Here is a 25,199-nt window from a genome sequence, read left to right on the forward strand (position 1 = left end):
CGACCTCGACCTCGTCGGCATCGACCGACAGACCGGGCAGCTCCAGGGTGCCGTGCGACATCTCCTGGAACGAGAGCACCACCTGGAACAGCGGGTGGCGGGCCTGCGAGCGCGACGGGTTGAGCACGTCGACGAGCCGCTCGAACGGCACGTCGGCATTGGCGAACGCGCTCAGATCGGTTTCGCGGGTCCGCGCGAGGAATTCGCTGAACGGCTGGGTCGGGTCGACGTCGGAACGCAACACCAGGGTGTTGACGAACATGCCGATCAGGTCGTCGAGCGCCTGCTCGCCACGGCCGGCGATAGGGGTGCCGACCGCGATGTCGGTGGTGCCCGACAGCCGCGCCAGCAGCACGGCCAGCGAGGCGTGCACGACCATGAACAGGGTGACGCCGTTGGCGCGCGCCAGCGCGGCCAGCTGCTCGTGGGTGTCGGCGTCGATGTCGAAGCCGACGCGCGCGCCGCGGAAGCTCTGCTGCTGCGGACGCGGGCGGTCGCTGGGCAGGTCGAGCTGGTCGGGCAGGCCGTCCAGCGCCCGCTGCCAGTAGTCGAGCTGGCGCGCGGCCATCGACGCCGGATCGCTCTCGGCGCCGAGCAGTTCGCGCTGCCACAGGGTGTAGTCGCGGTACTGCACCGGCAGCGGCGCCCAGCCGGGGGCCTCGCCCGCCGAGCGGGCCAGGTAGGCGGTGGCGACGTCGCGGGCCAGCGGACCGAAGGAGAAACCGTCGGCCGCGATGTGGTGGACGACGAAGGCGACCGCGAATTCCGGTGTGCCGTTGGTGGTTCCGCCGGTGACCTGGTAGATCCGCACGCGGATCGGCAGTTCCAGGGTGACGTCGAAACCGGTGGAGGCGAAGTTGATCAGCTCGTCGTGCAGCAGCGACTGGTCGATCGGGGTCACCGTGATGCCCAGGTCGAACTCGTCGGCGCCGAGCACCTGCTGGAAGCCGCCGTCGGCGTCAGGGAAGATCGTGCGCAGCGATTCCTGGCGCACGACGACATCGTTGAGTGCGGCGATCAGCGCGTCGACGTCGACGCGGCCCTTCATCCGCACGACGAAGGGCAGGTTGTAGGTCGGCGCGGCGGGGTCGAACTGGTTGATGAACCACATCCGCTGCTGCGCCAGCGACAGCGGCACCTGATCCGGATGCTGCTGGGCGACCAGCGGCGGACGCGCGGCCGAAACATCCGCAGGCGAGGCGGCTTCGGCGCGCGCGGCAAGCCCGGCCACGGTCGGGGTCTCGAACAGCGCGCGCACACCGAGCTGGATGCCGAACGCGGCGCCGATCCGGGCGACGACCTGGGTGGCGACCAGCGAGTTGCCGCCGAGTTCGAAGAAGTTGTCGTCGGCGCCGACCCGCTCCTGGCTGAGCACATCGGCGAAGATGCCGGCCACGATCTGCTCGGCCGGGGTGCGCGGTGCGCGGAAATCGCCCGCGGCAGCGCTGAACACGGGCTCGGGCAGGGCCTTGCGGTCCAGCTTGCCCGAGGTATTGAGCGGGAACGCGTCGAGCACCATGATCGACGCGGGCACCATGTAGGTCGGCAGCTTCTCGGACACGAAACGGGTCAGCGTCGCCGGATCGGCGGACTGGCCGGGCGCGGACACGATGTAGGCCACCAGCTGCTGGCCGGTCGCGGTGTCGACCACGAGCACCGCGGCCTGGCTGACGGTCGGGTGCGCGAGCAGGTCGGTCTCGATCTCGCCGAGCTCGATGCGCTGACCGCGGAACTTCACCTGGAAGTCGGTGCGGCCGATGTACTCCAGGACGCCGTCGGCGTTCCAGCGCACCAGGTCACCGGTGCGGTACATGCGCTCGCCGGGGGCGCCGACCGGGTTGGCGACGAAGCGGTCCGAGGTCAGGTCGGGGCGGCCGCGGTAGCAGCGGGCCAGCTGACGGCCAGCCAGGTACAGCTCACCCGGCGCGCCGATCGCGGCCGGGCGCAGGCGCGAATCCAGTACGTAGACTTCGACATTCCACTCGGGGATACCGATCGGCACCGTGACGGTGTCGGCCTCGGTGGCCTCCCAGTAGGTGACCGAGACCGCGGCCTCGGTCGGGCCGTACAGGTTGTGCAGGCCCGCGGTGGAGATCGCGCGCAGACCGGCGGCGGTCTCCGGCGGCAGCGCCTCACCGATGACGAAAACCGCACGCAGCGTTGCGCATTGGGCCTGGGTGGCGTGCGAGACGAAGACGGTGAGCATGGACGGCACGAAGTCCGTCACGGTGACGCCGTGGCGTTCGATCATGTCCGCGACGTAGAGCGGGTCGCGGTGGCCGTCGGGTGAGGCGATGACCAGCTTGGCGCCGACCATCAGCGGCAGGAAGTAGCCCCACAGCGACACGTCGAAGGTGGTGGCGGTCTTCTGCAGGTAGACGTCGTCCGCGGTCAACCGGTACTCGTCGAGCATCCACAGCTCTTGGTTGACGATCGCGTGGTGGGTGACCGCGACGCCCTTGGGGCGGCCGGTCGAACCCGAGGTGTAGATGACGTAGGCGGTGTTGTCCGGGCGCAGCGGCGCCAGGCGCTCGGCGTCGGTGATCGGGGTGTCGGCGAACGCGGTGGTGTCGAGGGTGTCGATCTCCACCCTGGCGACGGTGTCCGGGAGGTCCAGGTCGTCGCCGGTGGTGGTCAGCACGCAGACCGGTGCCGCGGACTCGAGGATGTAGGCGGTGCGGTCGGCCGGGTGGTCCGGGTCGATCGGCACGTAGGCGCCACCGGCCCGCAGCACGGCGTGCATGCCGATGACCAGGTCCAGCGAGCGGCGCATGCCCAGCGCCACCAGCGACTCCGGGCCGACCCCGTCGGCGATCAGGAACCGGGCCAGCTGGTTGACCCTGGCGCCGAACTCGGCGTAGGTGAGGGTCTCGCCCTCGAAGTCGAGGGCGATGTTGTCCGGGGTCAGCGGGATCTGCGCGTCGAGCAGCGCGGGCAGCGTGGTCGCGGGGACCTCGTGCGCCGAGTCGTTCCACTCGGTCAGCGAGCGCTCCAGCTCGGCCGCGCCGGTGACGGGCAGGCTCCACACCGGGTCCACCGCGTCGGCGGCCAGGAAACGGTCGAAGAACTCGAGGAACCGGCTGTGGTGGGTGGCCGCGTCGGCCGCCGAGTACAGGTTCGGGTTGGTCTCGAAGTCGATGTGCGAGCGGGTGCCGCCGTGCGACTGATAGAAGTTGACACCGAGGTCCTCGATGGAACCGGTGGAGAGCACGTTGAGCGTGCCGTCCATGTCACCGAAGCGCAGCTCGTTGTCGAACAGCATGATGTTGACCCACGGGCCGAAGAACTCCGTGGCGACCATGCCGTCACCCGCCGAGTCGCGGCGGATGTCCTCGTGGCGGTAGCGCTGGTGGCGCAGCGCGCCGGAGACCTCGGTGGTGACCGAGCGCAGCAGGTCGGCGACGGTGGTGTCGTGGCCGACGCGCAGGCGCAGCGGGACGATATTGGAGGTCACACCGCCGGAGCGGCGCATCACGGCGGTGGTGCGGCCGGTCACGGGCAGGCTGAGGATGACGTCCTCGGTGCCCGTGATCTGTGCCAGGTATGCCGCGAAACCGGCGATCAGCAGCGGGGCCGAGGTGGTGTCGTGGCGGGTGATGGCATCGCTGAACAGGGTGTCCTGCGCCGGGCTCAGTGCCGCGCTGGTGACATCGTTGACCGGCGACGGCGCCGCCGAGCGGCCGGTGAGGCTGCTGCCCTCTTCCAGTCCGGCCACGCGCTGAGCCCAGTGCGCCTTGTCGGATTCGAAGCGGGTGCTGTCGCGGTAGGCGATCTCCGACTCGTAGAGCGTGCGCAGGTCGGTGGCCTTGTCGGCCGGTGCCTCGGTGCCGGTGACGGCCGCGGTGTAGAGCTGTGCCGTGCGGGTGACGAAATTGTTGGCGCCGAAACCGTCGAGCACGATGTGGTGGACGCGGGCATACCAGTACCAGCGCTCGTCCTCGAGCTGCAGGGCAGCGGCCTGCACGAGGCGGTCCTTGACGATGTCGAGCGGGCGGCTGTACTCGCCGCGCATCCACTCCGCGGCGGCGGCCTCGGGGTCGGCCTCGCCGCGCAGGTCGACATAGATCAGCGTGTCGTCCTGGGTGAGGTCGACGGTCTGCCTCGGTTCGCCGTCGATCTCGACGATGCGCAGGAAGCCCGACTGCTGCTCCGCGGCGGCCTCGGAGCTGGCGCGCTCGAGGGTCGCGACATCGAGGCGGCCACGCAGGTCGACGAACTGCGCGATGTTGATCGGCACCAGCGGGTCGACGTGCTGCGCGTACCAGATACCCAGCTGTGCGGGCGAGAGCGGGAAGTACTCCGCAGAGTCTCCACGTCCGTCACCAGTTTCGCCGTTTCCGCCGAAATCCAGCCGGTCCAACCCAAACCTCGTTTCCGGAACACCCGAGCAGGCGCTCCCCCGACGACACCGGAACGCAGGCGCCTCAGCCAGAACTAGCTTGGCGCCTGCGTCTCGGGTTCAATTCTCGAAATCAATCAGGCAAAAATGTCCATTGGCACTATCTGTCGGCCCGTCCGATCTTGTTACATGGCCGAGACCATGCTCATGATCGAGGACCCGGCAGCGCCGGTGTGCTCTTCGCAAACCATCGCACCAATCTACCGGTGCGCTCGCCAGGCAACCAACCACCTCCATAGCGAGGCGATATCGGCCCAGGTAGACCGTCAGCGGTCCGTTAGCTGACGCTTGTCTGTGCGCTCACATCGTCGCGGGAGCACCTCCGCACCGCAGCGAGTGAGGCGTGGATCACAGGTCTCGCACCCTGGCCGGGTCGTAGAGGTGAGACTGGGCGCAGTCGATCGACGGGGTCATGGCGCGGCCGACGAGGATGACGGCGGCTTGGCGGAGACCGGCGGCCTCGACCTGGTCGGCGATGTCGGTGAGGGTGCCGCGCAGGACCAGTTGCTCGGGCTGGCTGGCGCGGTAGACGACGGCGACCGGGCAGTCGGCGCCGTACTCGGTGACGAGTTCCTCGGCGATGACCCTGATGCGGGTGATCGCGAGGTGCAGGGCGAGGGTGGCGCCGGTGGCGGCGAAGTTGGCCAGGGCCTCGCCCGCCGGCATCGCGGTGGAGCGGGCCTGGGTGCGGGTGAGGACGACCGACTGGACGACTTCGGGAACGGTCAGTTCGGTGCCGAGGGCGGCGGCGGCTGCCGCGTAGGCGGGGACGCCGGGGGTGATGTCCCAGGGGACGCGGTGCGCGTCGAGGCGGCGGGTCTGTTCGGTGAGGGCCGAATAGAGGGACGGGTCGCCCGAGCACAGGCGGGCCACGTCATAGCCCGCCTGATGGGCACGGACGAGGTGTTCGGTGATCTGGTCCAGGTCGAGGCGCTGGGTGTCGATCAGGTCGGTGCCAGGCGCGCAGTGGGCGAGGACCTCGGGGTCGAGGTAGGTGCCCGCGTAGAGGCAGACCGGGCTCTGGCGCAGCAGGTTCACCGCGCGCACCGTGAGCAGGTCGGCTGCGCCGGGGCCCGCCCCGATGAAATGCACCGTCATGCCAGCAGCGTAGATCCCGTCGATGCCCCTATCCCGGCCGCATCGACGGTTCGCGGTGCCGCACGGGTCCGGTCGCGGACGTCGGTGACCGCACGTCCGTGACTCAGCTCCAGCTTGCCCGGACGAAGGTCGACGCGAGATGCAGGTTGTTCAGCGGGTTCAGGTCGGTGCTCGCGCTCGACGCGTGCAGGAACGAGGTGATCAGCGCCAGCCTCCGTGGCGCTTCCAGGACGACCGTGAAGGTCCTGGTCTCGCCCGCCTCCAGCATGGGCAGCAGGAACCGCACGAGTGTCGGCCGCACCTCGCCACCGCCGGGATCGACCAGCCGGTCCCAGCCCTGGGTCGACAGCCTGGCCTCGACATCGGTGGCTTGCCGTCCGCCGACATTGGTGACGGTGATCGTCGCCGTCACCCGTTCACCGGGGTCGGCGGTGCGCGGCAGGTCGAGATGGACGTCGACATCGCCGGGGTGGTCACCGGGTGACTGGCCGGCCTTCAGCACCCACAGCGTCATCGTGCCGCGGCTCGGCGCGATGCCCGTCGACGCGTCACCGGAGTAGTCGGCGGTGACCTGGTGGGTGCCGAAACCGAGGTGGTCGATGTCGACATCGCGGGCGATCGCCGTGCCGTTGTCGACGGGGACCGCCGCGCCGAGCGGCTTTCCGTCGGCGGAGAACTGGACGGTGCCGGTGTCGATCTCGCCCGCGGGGTCGCGGGCGACGGTCGCGGTGAGGTCGAGCTGTTCGAAGTAGGTGACCGGATTGTGGTTGGCAGTCACCGTTGTCGTCGAGGTCGCGGTGTAGACGGTGAGGTCGACCCGGCCCTGCGACCGCGCGTAGACCGCGTCGCCGAGATAGTGCGCCTCGACGGTTCCCGAACCTGCCCGCAGCGGCGGCGAACTCGCCGTGCCGTCGGCAGCGATCGGCACCGGAGCGCCGAGCGGGGAACCGTTCTGCGAGAACTGGATCGCGCCGGTGGGTTTCGGTGCGTCCGGCTTCGGGGTGGGCACGGTGACGGTGGCGCCGACGACCGCACCGGCGAGGACCGGGGGCGGCGGCACCGTCAGATGGACCTCGGTGGGCACCTTCACCGACTGCACCAGCAGACCGACACTGCCGAAGACCGGCGCGAACACCCTGGTGGGATCGTCTGCCAGAAAGGTCGCGAGTACGTGGTGGGTGCCCGGCGGCAATCCGCTGATCGCGGGCAGCGTCGCGACTCCGTCGACCAGCTCGATCGGTCCCGGCGTCGCGACACCGTCGATCTCGAACCGCACGTGCCCGGCGGGTGTGCCGAATGCCGGTGTCGTGCCGGGCTTCTGGCTCACCGTCGCGCTGAAGCTGACCGGCTGACCGACCTGCGAGATCTGACCGGGCGCGCTCGTGGTCACCTCGATCTCGGTCGGCACCTGGTCGTCGTGGAGCCGGAACACCGCGCCGCCGATCAGGTGGGCCGGGTCATCGGTGGCCGCGGCGTGCACCAGGAATCCGCCGGGCAGCTCGCCCTGCCGCACCGCGGGCAGGGCGGACAGCTCGGCCTGCGCGAAACCGTCGGCATCGGTGGTCACCTGGATGGTGTCGGCGCCGTTGGCGAAGACCGCGGCGGGCGGCTGGCCCGCGGGCATCGAGAAGGTGATCGACTTACCCGCCTGCGGGCCGTGGATCGCGTCGGCGAACCGCACCCGCAGCGGCTGCGCGAACGGCTGCCCCGAGTACGCGCTCTGACTGTTGCCCGAGATCAGTTCCACCCGGCTGCGTTTCGACGGAATCGGCACGATCAGCCGCACCTTGCCGTCGTTGAGCCGATCGCGATTGCCGTAACTGCCGTCGGGCCCGTTGTAGAAGTGCGGCCGCTGGTTCGCGACCGGCCTGACCATCGACTGGCCGCCGCCACCACCACCGCCACCACCGTCGTTGCCGTCCTGCGCGCCGTGGCCCTTGCCGCCGCCGTGGCTGCCACCACCGCCGCCGCCACCACCGCCACCGGTGGTGCTGCCCGTCGCGTGGCCGCCGTGCACGCCACGTTCGCTGCCGCCCTCGCCGCCGAAGCCACCACCGAACCCGCCGCTGGTGCCGTCGCCCGGTTGCGGACCACCGCTGCCGCCGTCGCCGCCGTCGGCGCTGAAACCGTTGCCGCCACCACCGCCACCACCGCCCGCGACGACGATCGGTTCGCTGTCGCGAGACGGTCGTGTCCCGCACTCGGCGTCGTTCTGGCTCACCGCCGACGCGCCACCGCCACCCGCACCGCTGTAGGACGCGCTGGAGTCGGCGGTGCCGCGAGAACCACCCTTGCCGTATCCCCAACCGCCGCCCGGTCCGCCGTAGTGACCGACCTCGATCTTCAACTGCGTGCGTTCCTGCACGGCGATGACCGCCTGCACGCCGCTGCCCGCGCCACCGGTGCCGACATCGCCGAAGTCGTTGCCGCCGCCCGCGCCCGCCGCGCCGAGCACATCGGCGAAGATCTCGTCGACGCCGTCACCGACGCAGTAGTACTGCGCGGAATCGCCGTGCACGCCGAAGGTCGTCGTCCTGACGCCGTCGGCCGAGGTGAGGAACAGGACGTAGCCGTCACCCGAGACCGACGCGGTGGTCACGCTCGCCTTCGACAGTTGCGGCGACGCATACGAAGTCCCGCCACCCCCACCCGCACCACCCGCACCGGGCGAGGCGTGCGGACCGTGCGTGATCGGTGTCTCCGGCGCGGCCGCGCCACCACAGCCGCCGCCCTGTCCGTCGCCGCCTTGGTAACCACCGCCACCACCGCCGCCCCCACCGCCGCCGCCGGTCTTGTCGAAGGTGTGGCCCGCACCGCCCGTGCGCGGACCGCCGCAGGTGAGGCCGCTCGGGGTGGCGCCCGCCGGATTGTTCTCGCCCGCGCCGCCGATCCACGGCGGACCTTCCTGCCAGCCGACCGCCGCGCTCCCGTCACCACCGTTCCCGCCGTCACGACGCGAGCCGCCGCCGCAGTAGAAGAAGGTCGAATCCTGCACGGGCGACACCGAATAGCAGTCGGGCGCGTTACCGCCCGCCCCTCCGCCGCCACCCGCGACCAGCACCGGTGCGTTGTCGGCGCCGAGCACGGCCGACGCTCCCCCGCCGCCACCGCCGTCCCAGCCACTCGAATAGACCGTCCCGAAATTCGTCACCTGGTCGACGGCTTCGCCCCTCGGACCGCCGGACGCGTACGGCGAGAACCCGCCGTTCTCCCCGCCCGCGCAACCGACCTGGACCTGGAACTCCTGTTCGGGCGTGACCCGCAATCCCCCACTGACCTGACCGCCGAGCCCACCGATCCCGGTGAAGTTCGGATTCGGCGTCTGCCCCTGACCGCCGACCGCCTCGATATAGAGGCTCGTCGTCCCGGCGGGCACCTGGTAGGTCTGGGTCCGCGAGCTGCAATAGAACACGTCGATCGACAGGCCGGACGCCGGATCCTCGAAATGCCCGGAGGCGCGCTCGGCGGGCTGACCCGGCGGCTGGGACCGCGCGAGGGTCGCGGTGCCGAGGACGAGCACCACACCGAGGGACGCGGCGACCCACGCGCGCATCGCAGTTCGTCCGGCCATGCCAGAGCTCCGTTCGCCAGCGTCGTTGCCTACGAAACTTGACGAAACGGTAACGGTGGTCGAGGCCTCAACTCGGCAGCGACGCGCGACTTCGGGCTGGTCACCAGGGTTGTCGGCACCGAGAACGGGTGCCGCGAGCGGCGGGCAAGTATGTTCAGAACCGTCGGCGGACGCCGGCACGACGACAGGGGACGCGGTGCGGGTTTCGAACACGACGAGCAGTGCGCGGCGCACACGCACCGCCGCAGCGGGTTTCGCGGTCGCCACCGCCGCGCTCTTCGCCGTCGGCTGCACGACAGGCGACAAGCTGGACGGCACCGCCACCGCCTCGATGGACTCCTTCGTGCCGTCCGCGGACAACCAGGATCCAGCCGGCGAGATCCCCGGCATCGTGATCACCGAGTTCCCGCCCGGCCTGCACGTGACCAGCACCCAGCGGGTCGCCTACCCCGCGATCCCGCCGCTGGGCGGACCACACGACAGCCGGTGGGCGGCCTGCGACGGCGTCGTCTACGACAAGGGCGTCCGCACCGAGAACATGGTGCACTCCCTGGAACACGGCGCCGTCTGGATCGCCTACAACCCGGACAAGGTGGACGCCGAGGATCGCGCCGCGCTCGCCGCGCGGGTCGAGGACAGGCCCTACACCGTGATGTCACCGATTCCCGGCATGGACCACCCGATCTCCCTGCAATCGTGGGGCCATCAGCTGAAACTCGACAGCGCCGACGACCCGCGGATCGACCAGTTCATCGTGGCTCTGCGCGAAAACCCGTACACCACGCCGGAACCCGGCGCGACCTGCTCGTCACCCCTGTTCGACCGCACCAACCCACCGCCGTTCGACCCCACCGACCCCGGCCCCGGCGCCGTGGATCCGAACAGCGACGGGGCCGCGATACCCGACGTGCCTACGCCGTCACCTGGAAGTGGGCGATGACTTTCGTCGGCCGCACCCGCACGACGAGCTCACCAGCGACCCCGTTGCGCTTGCCGAATTCCTCGGCCTTGTCCGGACCCATGTAGCGAGCCGCGATGTCGGTCGCCGTCCGGACGAGCTCGTCGAGATCCTCGGACAGCGTCACCGTGCCCTGCACCTCCACCAGCGCGTACGGCTGTTCCTCGAGATCCACACACAGGGCGACCCGGGGATCCCGCGCGAACGCCCGCCCCTTGGCGGTGTTCTTGCCGGTATTGAAGACCAGCTCGTCCCCTTCGACGATGAACCAGACCGGGGTGACCAGCGGACGGCCGTCGGCGCCGGTGAAAGCCACCTTGCCCGTTCGTGTTCCATGGGAGAGGAATTCGCGCACCTGAGGATCAGCGAGTGAGGCCATCCGGTCAGGGTAGGCCGGACCGGATGCACCGCGCGCGACCCACACCGAACGAGCCCGCGTACGGCCGTACTTTCGCGCACCGAGCCGCCGCGCTCGGCGAACGGGGCAGAATCGAGGTTCGGCGGTCAGATCGCGCCCTGTGCTCGCGCGGTCGCGACAGCGGAGGTCCGCGACTTCACGCCGAGCTTGGCGTAGATGTGCACCAGGTGCGACTTCACGGTGGTCTCGCTGAGGAACAGTTGTTTGGCGATGTCGCGGTTCGACAGACCTGCGGCGACCAGGCGCAGTACCTCGACTTCGCGCGGGCTGAGAGTGGTGTCGGCGCGGCGGACGCGGGTCATCAGGCGGGAGGCCACGGTCGGTGAGAGGACGCTTTCGCCCGCGGCGGCGGCGCGGACAGCGGCGAGGAGCTCGGTGGGTGGGGTGTCCTTGAGGAGGTAGCCGACGGCGCCCGCTTCGATTGCGCCGAGGATGTCGGCGTCGGTGTCGTAGTTGGTGACGACCAGGACGTTGGGCGGAGCGGGCAGGGCGCGCAGGCCCGCGGTGGCGGAGGCACCGGAGCGGCCGTCGCCGAAGCGCAGGTCCATCAGCACCAGGTCGACGGGATGTGCGGCGCAGAAGGCAACGGCCGCGTCGGCATCGGCGACATCGCCGACGACGCTGATGTCGTCGGCAGCCTCGAGCAGAGCACGCAGACCGGCCCGCACGATGGCGTGGTCGTCGGCGAGCAGCAGCCGGATCACGAGACCGCTCCCAGTGGGAAGGACACAGTGACGGCGGTGTGGCCGGGTTCGGATTCGATCGTCATCGCACCACCCTGCTGTTCGACGCGGCTGCGCATGGCGGCCAGGCCGAACGCACCGGATCGCGGCCCGCGCAGGACGTCCGGCGCGATGCCGATGCCGTCGTCGACGATGTCGAGGTGCACGTCGGTGTCGTCGTAGGTCAGCGTGACCCGCATCCGCGCGGCCGCCGCGTGCTGGACGACATTGGCGACCGCGCTTTGCGCGATCCGCACCAGCGCCGCCTCCACCGGCATCGGCAACCGCTCCGGCTCGCCCTCGACAAGCAGCTGGGTGTCCAGTGCAGGTGATTGCGCGCGCTCGCAGATCCGTTCCAGCGCTTCGGCCAGCGACTGCCCGTCCAGCGCGGCGGGCGACAATTCGTCGATGAGCCTGCGGGTTTCGGCCAGATCCTCGGCGGCGGTCTCGCGGGCGAGCCGAATGCGGTCCAGCGCTGGATGATCCGGCGCCGCCTGTTCGGCGGCGTGCAGCAGGAGCTGGATACTGCTCAGCCCTTGGGCGACGGTGTCGTGGATTTCCTTGGCCAGTCGCTCGCGTTCGGCAAGCTTGCCCGCCGTCCGCTCCTGTTCAGCGAGAACCGCTCTGGTGTCGAGCAATTCATGGATCAACCGCTCCCGTTCCACCGCTTCGCGATACAGCGCCTGATAGCCGAGTCCGATACCGATGGCGACCAGCGCGCCGAGCACAGGCCCGACCACGGCCCCGGCCGACCAGCCACGGTGCGCCGCGAATCCGACGACCCCGACGGCCGTGGCCAGCACCACCGCGACCAGATTCCACGGTCGCGGCAGCAGATGCAGGTAGACGAAGAACAACCCGAAGGCGAGATACACGGCATCCGGAGTGAGCCCCAGCAGCGCCAGCCACAGCACGGTAAGAGTGGCCAGCCACACCGACACCACCCACGAATTCCACACCGGCACCGGCGTATCGGGCCCTGCCGACGGAGGTGTTACCTCGCCCCGAGGACTCGTCACGCGCGCGGCATCCGACTCGACCACCGATGCCGGAGCGCCCGAGGCAACCCGGTCTCCCGAGCGCCGCGGCAGCTCGGTGCCCGCGAAGTAGACGGCCAGCCACACCACCGTCAGGACGACCACCCACACCCCGTGCCCGCCGCCCCCGGGCAACAGCGCCCGCACCGCGACCACCACGGCCAGCACCGTCACCAACACATGCAGACCGAGCCGCAGCGTGGTGACCACCGGGGTCAGCGGGGACGAGTGCACCCGACCAGCTTATGTGCGGCAACCGGCCCGGCATCCATCGAAAGGTGTAAACGCGGGCAGACCTTGGAAGGAAGGCGTTTCGTGCGCTGGTGCGATGGCCCGGCGGCCGTTCGCGGCGAGAGTGGAGGCATGTTCGTCGCACTCCGAGACCTGCGGGCCGCCCGCGGCCGCTTCCTGCTGATCACCACCGTCGTCCTGCTGGTGGCGGTGCTGGTCAGTTTCCTGAGTGGACTCACCGCCGGGCTGGCGCACCAGAACATCTCCGCGGTCCAGGGCCTGCGCGCCGACCAGGTGGTGTTCGCCGAGACCGGCACCGATCCGTCCTTCGACTCCTCGGTTCTCACCGAGGAGCAGATCGCACAGTGGCGCGCGATGGGCGGGACCGAAGTCACCCCTGTCGGCATCTCCCGGGCCCGCGCCGAACACGCAGGCGCGAGCCCGGAACAGGTCGCGTTGTTCGGCGGCGAGCCATCGGCGTTCAGCAATCATCCTGCTACCGCACCGGGTGCGGTAGTGCTGAGTTCCGGCGCCGCCCGCGAACTCGCCGCGGGCACCGGCGACACCGTGGTGCTGGCCGGACACGAGTTCACCGTCGCCGACGTCGCCGGTGACGAGTGGTACAGCCATACCCCCGTGATCTGGACGAGCATGGCGGATTGGCAAGCGGCCAGCCCTCGCGCCGGCGCGGCGACCGTGCTCGCGGTGACCGGCAACGCACCGCGCAACGACCTCGACGCCGAGGCCGGAACGCATACGGTGCCCGCGCAGGACGCCGTCCAGGCGATCGGCTCCTACCAGGCCGAGAACAGCTCGCTCACCCTGATGACGGTACTGCTGTTCGCGATCTCCGCGCTGGTCATCGGCGCCTTCTTCACGGTATGGACCGTGCAGCGCCAGCCCGATATCGCCACGCTGAAAGCCCTCGGCGCCACCACCGGTTCGCTGGCCGTCGACGCGCTGGCGCAGGCCGCGATCGTGCTGGTCGCCGGCGTCACGCTCGGTCTCGGTATCACCGCGGTGGCCTCGTTGTTCCTCGGTGATGCGATGCCGTTCGTGCTCTCGCTGTCGACCACGCTGGTGCCGGCCCTGGCCCTGATCCTGCTCGGCCTCCTCGGCGCCGCGGTCGCGCTGCGCTTCCTGTTCACCACCGATCCGCTGACCGCGCTCGGCGCGACCCGCTGAAGGACCTCCCATGGCACTGACCCTCACCGATGTCACCCTCACCTACCCCGACGGCGCGGGCAGGCTCACCGCCCTCGACCGAGTGTCCATGCATGTCCCCGGCGGCACGATCGCCGCGGTCACCGGCCCGTCCGGCTCGGGCAAGTCGAGCCTGCTCGCCGTGGCGGCGACGCTGATCCGGCCGGACTCGGGCGCCGTCCTCCTCGACACCGACACCGGCCGCACCGATCTCGCGCAGCTGAGCAGGCGCGCCGCGTCCGAGATCCGTCGCACCGTGATGGGCATCGTCTTCCAGCAGCCGAACCTCATCCCGGCGCTGACGGCGCTCGAACAGCTGGAGGTCACCGCCCGCCTCGGCGGCAAGCCGCGCGCTGGTCGCAGCGAAACCAAGTCCCGTGCAAAAGAATTGCTCGATGCCGTGGGCTTGTCCGAGCACGCGGGCAAGCGCCCGGCCCAGCTCTCCGGCGGACAGCGCCAGCGCGTCAATATCGCCCGCGCGCTGATGAACGACCCGGCACTGCTCGTCGTCGACGAGCCGACCAGCGCGCTGGACTCCGAACGCGGCGCGGCCGTCCTCGACCTGATCACCACCATCGCCCGCGAGCACAGGGCGGCGACGATCCTGGTCACCCACGATCCCACCCATCTGCACCGCATGGACGCGGTCTACCGGATGACCGACGGTCGCCTGAGCACCGTCGAGGCCGGCGCCCCCGCCCGAGCCTGATTCAGTGCGCCCGCCACGCGTCGATGGCGCACCGGGCAGACTGAACCGATGAGCGATCCGAGACAGCTGATCGTGGTCGACGCGGCCAATGTCGTCGGTTCCCGGGCCGACGGCTGGTGGCGGGACCGAGCCGGCGCCGCCCGGCGGCTGCTGTCGGAGATCGCCGACCTGACCACCCGGCTACCGGAATCGACCGACGTGACCGTCGTCCTCGAAGGTGCGGCCAAAGCCGCCGCCGACGGCGACGAACCCAGGGCACCGCGGCTGACCGTCGTCCTGGCCGAACGCTCAGGCGACGACAAGATCGTCGACGTAGTGTCCGAAGCCGCCGGACACATCACCGTCGTCACCGCCGACCGCGAACTCCGTTCCCGAGTCCAGGCGCTCGGCGCCGAGACCGTCGGCCCCGGCTGGCTTGTGAGCCAACTGAACTGACAGCCTGCTGGTGGTCGCCGGATCCGGTCACCCGATCAACGGCGCTGGTCGTCGATCAGGCCGGAGACGATCCCGTTGCCTGGAACCGGTTCCGCCGCCCGCTGTTTGCGCTGGCGAGCAGGCTGAATCCGCGACGCGGCCTGGGGCGACTCCGACAGCGCCGCGAGCGCCATCTGCCGCAGCACCGGCCGGGCCCTCGTCGCGATGGCCGGGGTCGCGCTGTGCGGGGTGGAGTTGATCAGACCGAATGCCGCGTGGGCTTGGACGCGGGCGGTTTCCTCGGCGAGGCCGGGGTGCACCTCACGCAGCACCTGCACCCACACCTCGACGTACTGGCGCTGGGTCCGGCGCAGGGTGCGGCGGTCGGCGGCGGGGACGTTGTCGAGGTCGCGGTCCTGGATGCGGATGAGCTCGGGGTCGTCGAAGGCGAAGTCGAGGTGGAAATCGACGAGGCCTTCCAGCGCCTCGGCCGGGGACGCCGCCGCCTCGACGACAGCGCGGCCGCCGTCGAGCAGCCGCTCACTGACGCCGACGAGGAGTTCGACGAGCAGGGCCTCTTTGTTCGCGAAGTGCCGGTAGACGGCCGGACCGCTGATGCCGACCGCCGCGCCGAGGTCGTCGAGGCGGACACCGAAGAAGCCGCGATCGGCGATCAGCCGGGCGCCCGCGTCGAGCAACTGCTCCCGACGCTGGGCTTTCATCAATTCGCGCCGGGTCACCGGGGCGGGCTCGAGCGTGGCCAACCTCGACTCCCTTCCACCGGGTCTGGACAACTTGGTTAGTCAAGATTAACCTGAATTTCAGTTATTGGCGATTAACCGGATGGCAGGATGGCGTGATGACCGTTACGCACGACCTCGACAACGGCACCGCGGCCGCGACGAGCAACCGGGCCGCGCACCACGCGCTGGTCGACGAGCTGCGGCAGCGGCTGGCCAAGACAGCGCTCGGCGGCCCGCAGAAGTCTCGCGAGCGGCACGCGGCCAGGGGCAAGCTGCTCCCCCGGGAGCGGGTCGACCAGCTGCTCGACCCCGGCAGCCCGTTCCTCGAACTGTCCCCGCTGGCCGGCAACGGCATGTACGGCGACGAGTGCCCCGGCGCGGGCGTGATCGCGGGCATCGGCCGGATCGCGGGCCGCGAGTGCCTGGTCCTGGCCAACGACGCGACGGTCAAGGGCGGCACCTACTACCCGATCTCGGTGAAGAAGCACCTGCGCGCGCAGGAGGTGGCCGCGCAGAACAACCTGCCGTGCGTGTATCTGGTGGACTCCGGCGGCGCCTTCCTGCCGCACCAGGACGAGGTGTTCCCCGACCGCGAGCACTTCGGCCGCATCTTCTACAACCAGGCGAACATGAGCGCCAAGGGCATCGCCCAGATCGCGGCGGTGATGGGTTCGTGCACCGCCGGTGGCGCCTACGTGCCCGCCATGGCCGACGAGGCCGTCATCGTGCGCGACCAGGGCACCATCTTCCTCGGCGGCCCGCCGCTGGTGAAGGCCGCGACCGGCGAGGTCGTCACGGCCGAGGAACTCGGCGGCGGCCTGCTGCACTCGCGGACCTCCGGCGTCACCGACCACCTCGCCGAGGACGACCGCGACGCGCTGCGCATCGTCCGCGATATCGTCGCCACCCTCGGTCCGCGCCCCGAGGCGCCGTGGGAGGTGCTGCCGAGCACCCCGCCCGCCAAGCCGGAGGACGAGCTCTACGACGTGGTCCCGGTCGATCCGCGCACGCCGTACGACGTGCGCGAGGTGATCGACCGGATCGTCGACGGTGAGGCCGGATTCCACGAGTTCAAGGCCGAATACGGCAAGACCCTGGTCACCGGGTTCGCCCGCATCCACGGCCACCCGGTCGGCATCGTCGCCAACAACGGCGTGCTGTTCGCCGAATCCGCCATGAAGGGCGCGCATTTCATCGAACTGTGCGACAAGCGCAAGATCCCGCTGCTGTTCCTGCAGAACATCACCGGCTTCATGGTCGGGCGCGACTACGAGGCGGGCGGTATCGCCAAGCACGGCGCCAAGATGGTCACCGCGGTGGCGTGCGCGCGGGTGCCGAAGCTGACCGTGGTGATCGGCGGCTCCTACGGCGCGGGCAACTACTCCATGTGCGGGCGCGCGTATTCGCCGCGCTTCCTGTGGATGTGGCCGAACGCGCGGATCTCGGTGATGGGTGGCGAGCAGGCCGCCTCGGTGCTGTCGACCGTGCGCGGCGACCAGCTCGACAGCGCGGGTAAGCCGTGGTCGGAGCAGGATCAGGAAGCCTTCAAGGCGCCGATCCGGGAGCAGTACGAGACCCAGGGCAACCCCTACTACGCGACGGCGCGGATCTGGGACGACGGCGTCATCGCGCCCACCGACACCAGAACCGCGCTCGGACTTGCCCTCTCGGTGTGCGCGCAGGCGCCGCTCGAGCCCGTTTCCTACGGCGTCTTCCGGATGTGAGAGACATGCTGAACAAATCCCACCCCGTCGAATTCGACACCGTCCTGGTCGCCAATCGCGGCGAGATCGCGGTGCGCGTCATCAAGACCTTGCGCGCCATGGGCATTCGCTCGGTCGCGGTGTACAGCGACGCCGACGCCGGCGCCCGCCATGTGCGTGAGGCCGATGTGGCGGTGCGGCTGGGGCCCGCGCCCGCTCGCGAGAGCTACCTGTCGATCGAGAAGGTCGTCGACGCGGCCCTGCGCTCCGGCGCTCAGGCCGTGCACCCCGGTTATGGCTTCCTGTCGGAGAATTCGGCGTTCGCGGCCGCGCTGGCCGACGCCGACATCGTCTTCCTCGGGCCACCCGCCAAGGCGATCGAGGTGATGGGCGACAAGATCACCGCCAAGAAGACCGTCACCGCGTTCGGTGTTCCGGTCGTTCCCGGCATCGCCGAACCCGGCCTCACCGACGAGCAATTGATCACCGCCGCCGCCGAAGTCGGCTATCCCGTGCTGGTGAAGCCGTCGGCCGGTGGTGGCGGCAAGGGCATGCGCCGGGTCGACCGGGCCGAGGACCTGCCCGCCGCACTGGTCAGCGCGCGACGGGAGGCCGGCGCGTCCTTCGGTGACGACACCCTGTTCCTGGAGCGGTTCGTCACCCGGCCCCGCCACATCGAGGTGCAGGTCCTGGCCGACAAGTTCGGCAATGTCGTGCACCTGGGCGAACGCGAATGCAGCTTGCAGCGCAGGCATCAGAAGGTGATCGAGGAAGCGCCGTCGCCGCTGCTCGACGCCGCGACCAGGGCCCGCATCGGCACCGCGGCCTGCAATACCGCGCGCAGCGTCGACTACGTCGGCGCTGGCACCGTGGAGTTCATCGTCTCCGCCGACCGGCCCGACGAGTTCTTCTTCATGGAGATGAACACCCGGCTGCAGGTGGAGCATCCGGTGACCGAGATGGTCACCGGCGTCGACCTGGTGGAATGCCAGGTGCGCGTCGCCGCCGGGCAGAAGCTGGCGCGGACGCAGGACGAGATCCACCTGGCCGGGCATGCGATCGAGGCGCGCGTCTACGCCGAGGACCCGGGTCGCGGCTTCCTGCCCACCGGTGGCACCGTGCTCGCCCTCGCCGAGCCGAACGGCCCTGGCGTGCGGGTGGATTCGGGGCTGTCCGAGGGCACCGTGGTCGGCAGCGACTACGACCCGATGCTGTCGAAGGTGATCGCCCGCGGCACCACGCGCGCCGACGCGCTCGCCGCACTGGACCGCGCGCTCGCGCAGACCGTGCTGCTCGGCGTCACGAGCAATATCGAGTTCCTGCGTTTCCTGCTCGCCGACGACGACGTCCAGGCAGGCCGCCTCGACACCGCGCTGCTGGACCGCCGGGTGGCCGACTTCCGGCCCGCCGCCGTCACCGACGACGAATTCATCGCCGCTGCGGCCTATCACTGGCTGCGCCGGTGGCCGAGCACGGGTGGTGACCCGTGGTCGGTGCCGTCGGGCTGGCGCCTAGGCACACCGGCGCCGACCGTGATCCGGCTCGCCGGGGGCGATCGGATCCGCCACGTCTTCATCACGGGCACACCGGAATCCGCGACCGTTCGGCTGGAAACCGACGACACCGCGCGACCGGGCGCGCACACCGACGAGTCCGATACCCGCTCACTCGCTGCCGCGCTGCTCGCCGACCGTCTCACTCTCACCGTGGACGGACTCCGGCGCGTGCATCGCGTCGCCGAGGCCGACGGTCAGCTGTGGGTGAGCGGCGACACCGGTGTCGCCGTGCTGCGCGAGGTCGCCGAGGCGAGCGTGCGTGGCGACGCGGCACACGTCGGCGACGCCGAAATCCGCAGCCCCATGCCGGGTTCGGTGATCGCGACACCGGTCGCCGATGGCGCGACCGTCGAGGTCGGCGACCCGGTGATCGTCATCGAGGCCATGAAGATGGAGCACGCGCTCACCGCCCCCGTCGCGGGCACCGTCGAACTCCTGGCACAGCCGGGCGCCCAGGTGAAGCTCGACCAGGTGCTGGTCCGCGTCATCGCCCATCCCACCGACACCGCCGACGCGGAAGGAACCCCCGCATGATCGACTACCTGTCCACCGGATCGCTGCCGGACGAATACCGCCAGCTCGCCCTCACCGTGCGCGACTTCGCCCAGCAGGTCGTCGCGCCCGTCTCGGCGAAACACGATGCCGAGCACAGCTTCCCGTACGAAGTCGTCGCCGGGATGGCCGATATGGGCCTGTTCGGCCTGCCGTTCCCCGAGGAGTTCGGCGGCATGGGCGGCGACTACTTCGCCCTGTGCCTGGCGCTCGAGGAACTCGGCAAGGTCGACCAGAGCGTCGCCATCACGCTCGAGGCAGGCGTCTCGCTCGGCGCGATGCCGATCTACCGCTTCGGCAACGACAAGCAGAAGACCGAATGGCTGCCCCAGCTCACCAGCGGGCGCGCGCTGGCCGGTTTCGGTCTCACCGAACCCGACGCGGGCAGCGACGCGGGCGGCACCCGCACCACCGCGATCGAGGACGGCGAGAGCTGGGTGATCAACGGCGCCAAGCAGTTCATCACCAACTCCGGCACCGACATCACCCGGCTGGTCACCGTCACCGCGGTCACCGGGCAGACCGGCGGCAAGAAGGAGATCTCCACCATCCTGGTGCCGACCAGCACGCCCGGTTTCGTCGCCGAACCGGCCTACAACAAGGTCGGCTGGAACGCCTCCGACACCCACCCGCTCAGCTTCACCGATGTGCGGGTGCCGAAGGAGAACCTGCTCGGCGAGCGCGGCCGCGGCTACGCCAACTTCCTGCGCATCCTCGACGAGGGCCGCATCGCCATCGCCGCGCTCGCGGTGGGCGCCGCCCAGGGCTGCGTCGACGAGAGCGTGCGCTACGCCGGCGAGCGCCAGGCGTTCGGGCAGGCCATCGGCCGCAACCAGGCCATCGCGTTCAAGATCGCCAGGATGGAGGCGCGCGCCCACGTCGCGCGTACCGCCTACTACGACGCCGCCGCGTTGATGCTGGCGGGCAAGCCGTTCAAGAAGGCCGCCTCGATCGCCAAGATGGTCGCCAGCGAGGCCGCGATGGACAACGCGCGCGACGCCACCCAGATCTTCGGCGGCAACGGTTTCATGAACGAATACCCCGTGTCCAGGCACTACCGTGACAGCAAGATCCTGGAAATCGGTGAGGGCACGACGGAGGTGCAGCTGATGCTGATCGCACGGGAGCTGGGTCTGTGACGCGGCGCGTCGTCCAGCGTGGATTGTGGTTCGAGGAGTTCGAGGTCGGGACGATCTACGAGCACCGGCCCGGCCGCACCATCACCGAGGCCGACAATGTCCTGTTCACCACGCTGACCATGAACACCCAGGCGCTGCACCTGGACGCGGCCTTCGCCGACGCGCAGCCGCCGTTCAACCAGCGCCTGGTGAACTCGATGTTCACACTGTCGACGCTGGTCGGCCTCTCGGTCGCCCAGCTCACCCAGGGCACCCTGGTGGCCAATCTCGGCTTCTCCGAGATGGCGCTGCCAGCGCCGCTGTTCCATGGCGACACGATGTACGCCGAAACGCTGGTCACCGACAAGCGGGAATCGAAGAGCCGCCCGGGTGAGGGCATCGTCAGCCTCACCCACACCGCGCGCAACCAGGACGGCGTGATTGTGGCGAAGGCGGTCCGGCAGACCCTGGTCAGGAAGGCGCCCGCGGCATGAGCGGGCAACGCCCGGAGGAACTGGCGTGCCGCACCATCCCCGGGCGTCCCGGCCCGCCGAAAGGACACAGCATGACGATGACGGGAGACAGCGTGAGCGCATGGGAGCCGAGCGGACCGGCCTGGCTGTTCTGCCCGGCCGACCGCCCCGAGCGCTTCGCCAAGGCCGCCGCGGTGGCCGATGTGGTGATCCTCGATCTCGAGGACGGCGTCGCCGCGGGTGACAAGGCCGCGGCCAGGAAAGCACTGATCGAGACCCCACTCGACCCGCAACACACCGTGATTCGCGTCAACGCGGCCGACACCGACGAGTACGCGGCCGACCTGGCAGCCCTCGCGCAGACCGCCTACCGGCGCGTCATGTTGCCCAAATGCGAATCGGCCGAACAGGTTCGGAGCCTGGCCGGGTATGAGGTCATCGTGCTGATCGAGTCGCCGCTCGGTGCGGTGCGGGTGGCCGAATCGGTCGCGGCCGAGAACGCGATCGGCGTGATGTGGGGCGCCGAGGATCTGGTCGCGGGACTGGGCGGCAATTCCAGCAGGCATGCCGACGGCAGCTACCGCGATGTCGCCCGGCACGTGCGCTCGGCGAGTCTGCTGGCAGCCAAGGCCTTCGGCCGGTTCGCCCTGGATTCGGTGTTCCTGAACATCAAGGATCTGGAGGGGCTGGCGGTGGAGACACTCGACGCGGTGGCCGTCGGTTTCGATGCCAAGGTGGCCATTCATCCGAGTCAGGTGGCGGTGATCCGCGAGGGATTCGCGCCCGATCCGGACGAGATCAATTGGGCACGAAGGGTTCTCGCCGAGGTGCCCAACCATCGCGGAGTCTTCGCGTTCGAAGGCCGCATGGTCGACGCGCCGGTCCTGCGGCATGCCGAGCAGATCGTCCGCCGGGCCCGCTGAGTACATCCCGGCGCGCCGGGTAACCATTCGCCGGAGACCCCGGTTCACGTGCAATCCAGAGGAGGACATCCGGTGCAACCGCAATGGGAGCCGAACGCCCAGGACATCGCGTCGGCACGGATCACCGGCTTCGCTGCCTTCGTCAGCGCCAGGACAGGCAAGGTGTATCCCGACTACCAGGCACTGTGGCAGTGGTCGGTCGACGATATCGCCGGGTTCTGGCAGGCGCTGTGGGACTACTTCGAGCTCGGTGAGACCGCCGGTGCGGTGCTCGGCTCGCGGGAGATGCCCGGCGCGCAGTGGTTCCCCGGTACCCGGCTGAACTATGTCGACCAGATCATCCGGATGGCCCAGTTCGGCCGTCCCGCGATCATCGCCCTGCACGAGGACGCCGAGCCGCGAGAGATCGCCTGGTCCGAATTGATCGAGCAGGTCACCGTTTTCGCGCGAACGCTGCGCGAGCAGGGCGTCGAGGCGGGCGACCGGGTGATCGGCTACCTGCCGAATATCCCGGAGGCGATCGTCGCCTTCCTCGCCACCGCGAGCATCGGCGCGGTGTGGAGCGCGTGTGGGCAGGACTACTCGGCCAAGGCGGCGCTGGACCGGCTCGGCCAGCTCGAGCCGACCGTGCTGGTGACTACTGACGGCTACCGGTTCGGCGGTAAGCAGCACGACAAGCGCGCCGACATCGCCGCGCTGCGAGACGGTCTGCCCAGCCTGCGCGCCACCGTCGCGGTGTCGCAGCTCGGCCTCGAGGTTCCAGACAGCGTGGCATGGTCCGATGCCGTCGCCGAGGTCGGCCTCGGCGTCATCGACACCACCGCGGTCGATTTCGATCATCCGCTGTGGATCGTGTTCTCCTCCGGCACCACCGGCCTGCCCAAGGGCATCGTGCACGGACACGGCGGCGTGCTGCTGGAACACCTCAAAGCCGTTGCGCTGCAGTCCGATATCGGACCTGACGACACGTTCTTCTGGTACACCAGCCCCAGCTGGATGATGTGGAACTTCCAGGTGGCCGGGCTGCTGGCCGGCGCGACCATCGTCACCTACGACGGCAGCCCGGCCGCTGGCGCGCCGGATGCGCTGTGGCGCCTCGCCGCTCAGGTGCGCGCCACCGTCCTCGGCACCAGCCCCGGCTATGTCCTCGGCTGTATCAAGGCGGGATCGGTGCCGCGCACCGATCACGATCTGTCGGCCCTGCGCACCGTCGGCATCACCGGCTCGGCGCTGCCGGTGTCGAGTGCGCTGTGGCTGAACGAGAACGCGGGCGAGCACGTGCAGGTGAGCTCGATCAGCGGCGGCACCGACGTGGTGTCGGCCTTCATCGGCGGCGTGCCCACCGTGCCGGTCTGGCCCGGCGAGCTGTCGGCGCCGTATCTCGGTGTCGCCCTCGACGCCTTCGACGAGCAGGGCACACCGGTGCGCGGCGAGGTCGGCGAGCTGGTGGTGACCCAGCCGATGCCGTCGATGCCGGTCGGTTTCTGGCGCGACGAGGACGGAAAGCGCTACCACGACGCCTATTTCGACACCTACCCCGGCGTGTGGCGGCACGGCGACTGGATCACCCTGACCGAGCGCGGCAGCGTCGTCGTGCACGGCCGCTCCGACTCCACCCTCAACCGGCACGGTATCCGCATGGGCAGCGCCGACATCTACCAGGTCGTCGAACAGTTCCCGGAGATCGCCGAGGCCTTGGTGATCGGCGCCGAACAACCCGACGGCGGCTACTGGATGCCCCTGTTCGTCGTCCTCGCCCCCGGCGCCGAACTCACCGACGACCTCAAAACCCGCCTCGCCACCGCGATCCGCACCGAGGTCTCCCCCCGCCACGTCCCCGACGAGATCCGCGAGGCACCCGGCATCCCCCACACCAGAACCGGCAAGAAACTGGAAGTCCCGATCAAGAAGCTCTTCCAGGGCGCGGACGCGAGCCGCGTAGTCGAACGCAGCGCCGTCGACGACCCGGCACTGCTGGACTGGTACGCGCAAATCACCCCACCCCACAAGCCCTGAGGGCTCGCTACGGACGCCCGCGAAGGGCCGTGTCTGATCACCCGCAAAGCCCTCGGACACGCTGCAATACACTTCGCGTATGAATGTCGGCGAGTCTCGTGGAGCACGTGGATCGGTAGTCGGCGGGGCGAAGGATGGTGTGCGGCGGCGGCCGAAGAATCGGCGTGCGCAGATCGCGGCCAGCTCGGCGGTGGCGTTCGGCGCCGCCGGGTATCACGGGGTGAGTATGGAGGACATCGCGGCCGGGTTAGGCATCAGCTCGGCCGCGCTGTACCGGCACTACCCGAGCAAGTACGCGCTGTTCCGGGAGGAGCTGCTGCGGGTCGGGCAGGCCTTCACCGCCTCGATCACCGCAACCGTTGACGCGACACCGACCGCAGCGGAACAGTTGCGGCACATGCTGACCGGGCTCATCGGCGCGACAGTCGAGAACCGGGCGACGGTCACGCTCGTGCGCTGGGAGGGCCGCTATCTGGAGCCCGCCGATCGGCTGGTGCTCGACGAGCAGCGCGCCTGCGTGCAGGTCGCGCTCGACGAGCAGCTGGCCGTGCTGCGCCCCGAACTGACCGCACCGGATCTACGGATGCTGTCCACCGCGATGTTCGGCGTGATCACCAGCATCGCCGACCATCACGCCGCCCTGCCCGCCCGCACACTGAACCGGCTGCTCGGCGCGGCCTGCCTCGCCCTGGCCGAGGGCGGATTGCCGCCCGCGGCAACGGTTTCGGAGCAGCCGACCCAGGTCGAGATCCCGGACTCGTTCAAACACGAACTGCTGCTGCGCAAAGCGGTCGAGCTCTTCCACGAACGCGGCTACCCGAACGTCAGCGTCGAGGACATCGCCTCGGCCGCCGGCCTGTCGGCCGCTTCGGCGGTCTACCGCTTCTACCGCGGCAAGAGCGACATCCTCGCCGCCGCCTTCCGCCGCGCGGCGGACCGTGTGTCCGGCGCGATCGGCCCCGCCGTCGCGAACACCCCCGACAGCGGCGCGGCGCTCGGTGTCCTGATCGACCAGTTCGTGACCGACACCTTCGACGAACGCGCACTCGCCGTCGTCTACTACGCCGAATTCGGGCACGTCCCCGCCGAGGAACGCGCGGTCCTGCGCAATATCCAGCGCCTGAGCGTCCAGGAATGGGCCCGCCTCGTCCGCGAGGAACGCCCCGACCTCTCCGCCGCCGAGTCCCGCTTCCTCGTCCACGCGGCCTTCGCCATGGTCATCGACCTAGGCCAGGCCTTCGCAGGCGACCCCATCGCGTGCCGTGCCAGAGTCGCCTACCTCATGCGCCGAGTCCTACTCGGCTGACCTGCGTATTTCACCCGCTGCGGGTGAGGCAGAGCAGGGCGGGAGCGAT

General features: G+C 69.9%; 17 protein-coding genes and 1 pseudogene (1 of these 18 cut by a window edge). 11 read left to right on the forward strand and 7 right to left on the reverse strand.

Annotated elements, in window-relative coordinates; all coding sequences use genetic code 11:
* From ACWF9G_RS18050 to ACWF9G_RS18060, 3 genes are all read right to left on the reverse strand, one after another.
* On the reverse strand, nt 1-4,360 hold the 5' portion of the coding sequence (locus ACWF9G_RS18050) for a non-ribosomal peptide synthase/polyketide synthase (protein ID WP_452516528.1). Its footprint begins 39,533 nt before the window's first position; only the first 4,360 of its 43,893 coding nucleotides appear in the window; the start codon lies at nt 4,358-4,360; its stop codon lies beyond the left edge, outside the window.
* Between the two features lie 387 nt (nt 4,361-4,747).
* On the reverse strand, nt 4,748-5,497 hold the full coding sequence (cobM, locus tag ACWF9G_RS18055; protein ID WP_452516530.1) for a precorrin-4 C(11)-methyltransferase: 750 nt from the start codon (nt 5,495-5,497) through the stop codon (nt 4,748-4,750).
* 103 nt (nt 5,498-5,600) lie between these two features.
* Nucleotides 5,601-9,068 carry an Ig-like domain repeat protein gene (locus ACWF9G_RS18060; RefSeq protein ID WP_452516532.1) on the reverse strand — a complete coding sequence of 1,156 codons (3,468 nt, stop codon included), beginning with the start codon at nt 9,066-9,068 and terminating at the stop codon, nt 5,601-5,603.
* A 196-nt stretch (nt 9,069-9,264) separates the two neighbouring features.
* On the opposite strand from ACWF9G_RS18060, the gene ACWF9G_RS18065 reads away from it, so the two are divergent.
* A complete protein-coding gene (locus ACWF9G_RS18065; protein ID WP_452516534.1) occupies nt 9,265-10,008 on the forward strand; it encodes a DUF3105 domain-containing protein in 744 nt (247 codons plus the stop codon).
* On the opposite strand, the gene ACWF9G_RS18070 is transcribed toward ACWF9G_RS18065, so the two are convergent.
* The 3 genes from ACWF9G_RS18070 to ACWF9G_RS18080 form a co-directional block, all read right to left on the reverse strand.
* A complete protein-coding gene (locus tag ACWF9G_RS18070; protein ID WP_452516535.1) occupies nt 9,980-10,405 on the reverse strand; it encodes a PPOX class F420-dependent oxidoreductase in 426 nt (141 codons plus the stop codon). The genes ACWF9G_RS18065 and ACWF9G_RS18070 overlap by 29 nt on opposite strands.
* A gap of 125 nt (nt 10,406-10,530) precedes the next feature.
* Entirely contained in the window at nt 10,531-11,148 is a 618-nt protein-coding gene (locus ACWF9G_RS18075; RefSeq protein WP_452516537.1) for a LuxR C-terminal-related transcriptional regulator, read from the reverse strand.
* Complete coding sequence (locus ACWF9G_RS18080) at nt 11,145-12,437, reverse strand: sensor histidine kinase (protein WP_452516539.1); 1,293 nt, start codon at nt 12,435-12,437, stop codon at nt 11,145-11,147. Before ACWF9G_RS18080 ends, ACWF9G_RS18075 begins: the two co-directional genes overlap by 4 nt.
* Before the next feature lie 129 nt (nt 12,438-12,566).
* On the opposite strand from ACWF9G_RS18080, the gene ACWF9G_RS18085 reads away from it, so the two are divergent.
* From ACWF9G_RS18085 to ACWF9G_RS18095, 3 genes are read left to right on the forward strand one after another with little or no spacing between them, the layout of a single operon-like run.
* Nucleotides 12,567-13,619 carry an ABC transporter permease gene (locus ACWF9G_RS18085; protein WP_452516540.1) on the forward strand — a complete coding sequence of 351 codons (1,053 nt, stop codon included), beginning with the start codon at nt 12,567-12,569 and terminating at the stop codon, nt 13,617-13,619.
* A 10-nt stretch (nt 13,620-13,629) separates the two neighbouring features.
* On the forward strand, nt 13,630-14,346 hold the full coding sequence (locus tag ACWF9G_RS18090) for an ABC transporter ATP-binding protein (RefSeq protein ID WP_452516542.1): 717 nt from the start codon (nt 13,630-13,632) through the stop codon (nt 14,344-14,346).
* Nucleotides 14,347-14,394: 48 nt separating this feature from the next.
* Nucleotides 14,395-14,781, forward strand: coding sequence for an NYN domain-containing protein (locus ACWF9G_RS18095; RefSeq protein WP_452516543.1), 387 nt, complete (start codon nt 14,395-14,397; stop codon nt 14,779-14,781).
* 152 nt (nt 14,782-14,933) lie between these two features.
* Here ACWF9G_RS18095 and ACWF9G_RS18100 read toward each other — a convergent pair.
* Nucleotides 14,934-15,482 (reverse strand): annotated as a pseudogene (locus ACWF9G_RS18100) (SACE_7040 family transcriptional regulator); the annotation flags it as partial.
* Between the two features lie 137 nt (nt 15,483-15,619).
* Between ACWF9G_RS18100 and ACWF9G_RS18105 the strand changes: the two are divergent.
* The 7 genes from ACWF9G_RS18105 to ACWF9G_RS18135 all read left to right on the forward strand — a co-directional run bounded on the left by ACWF9G_RS18105 (nt 15,620) and on the right by ACWF9G_RS18135 (nt 25,150).
* Nucleotides 15,620-17,227, forward strand: coding sequence for a carboxyl transferase domain-containing protein (locus tag ACWF9G_RS18105; RefSeq protein ID WP_379305756.1), 1,608 nt, complete (start codon nt 15,620-15,622; stop codon nt 17,225-17,227).
* Between the two features lie 5 nt (nt 17,228-17,232).
* Entirely contained in the window at nt 17,233-19,296 is a 2,064-nt protein-coding gene (locus ACWF9G_RS18110) for an acetyl/propionyl/methylcrotonyl-CoA carboxylase subunit alpha (RefSeq protein ID WP_452516545.1), read from the forward strand.
* The gene (locus tag ACWF9G_RS18115; protein WP_452516547.1) at nt 19,293-20,453 is read left to right on the forward strand and encodes an acyl-CoA dehydrogenase family protein; all 1,161 of its coding nucleotides are present in this window, start codon (nt 19,293-19,295) and stop codon (nt 20,451-20,453) included. Before ACWF9G_RS18110 ends, ACWF9G_RS18115 begins: the two co-directional genes overlap by 4 nt.
* Entirely contained in the window at nt 20,450-20,926 is a 477-nt protein-coding gene (locus ACWF9G_RS18120; protein WP_379305762.1) for a MaoC family dehydratase, read from the forward strand. Before ACWF9G_RS18115 ends, ACWF9G_RS18120 begins: the two co-directional genes overlap by 4 nt.
* A gap of 71 nt (nt 20,927-20,997) precedes the next feature.
* On the forward strand, nt 20,998-21,828 hold the full coding sequence (locus ACWF9G_RS18125) for an HpcH/HpaI aldolase/citrate lyase family protein (protein ID WP_379305764.1): 831 nt from the start codon (nt 20,998-21,000) through the stop codon (nt 21,826-21,828).
* Between the two features lie 72 nt (nt 21,829-21,900).
* Nucleotides 21,901-23,844 (forward strand): acetoacetate--CoA ligase, encoded by a 1,944-nt coding sequence (locus tag ACWF9G_RS18130; RefSeq protein WP_452516550.1) that lies wholly within the window; start codon nt 21,901-21,903, stop codon nt 23,842-23,844.
* A 79-nt stretch (nt 23,845-23,923) separates the two neighbouring features.
* Complete coding sequence (locus ACWF9G_RS18135) at nt 23,924-25,150, forward strand: TetR/AcrR family transcriptional regulator (RefSeq protein WP_452516552.1); 1,227 nt, start codon at nt 23,924-23,926, stop codon at nt 25,148-25,150.
* The last annotated feature ends 49 nt before the right edge of the window (nt 25,151-25,199 follow it).

This window comes from Nocardia sp. NPDC055029, assembly GCF_053608525.1.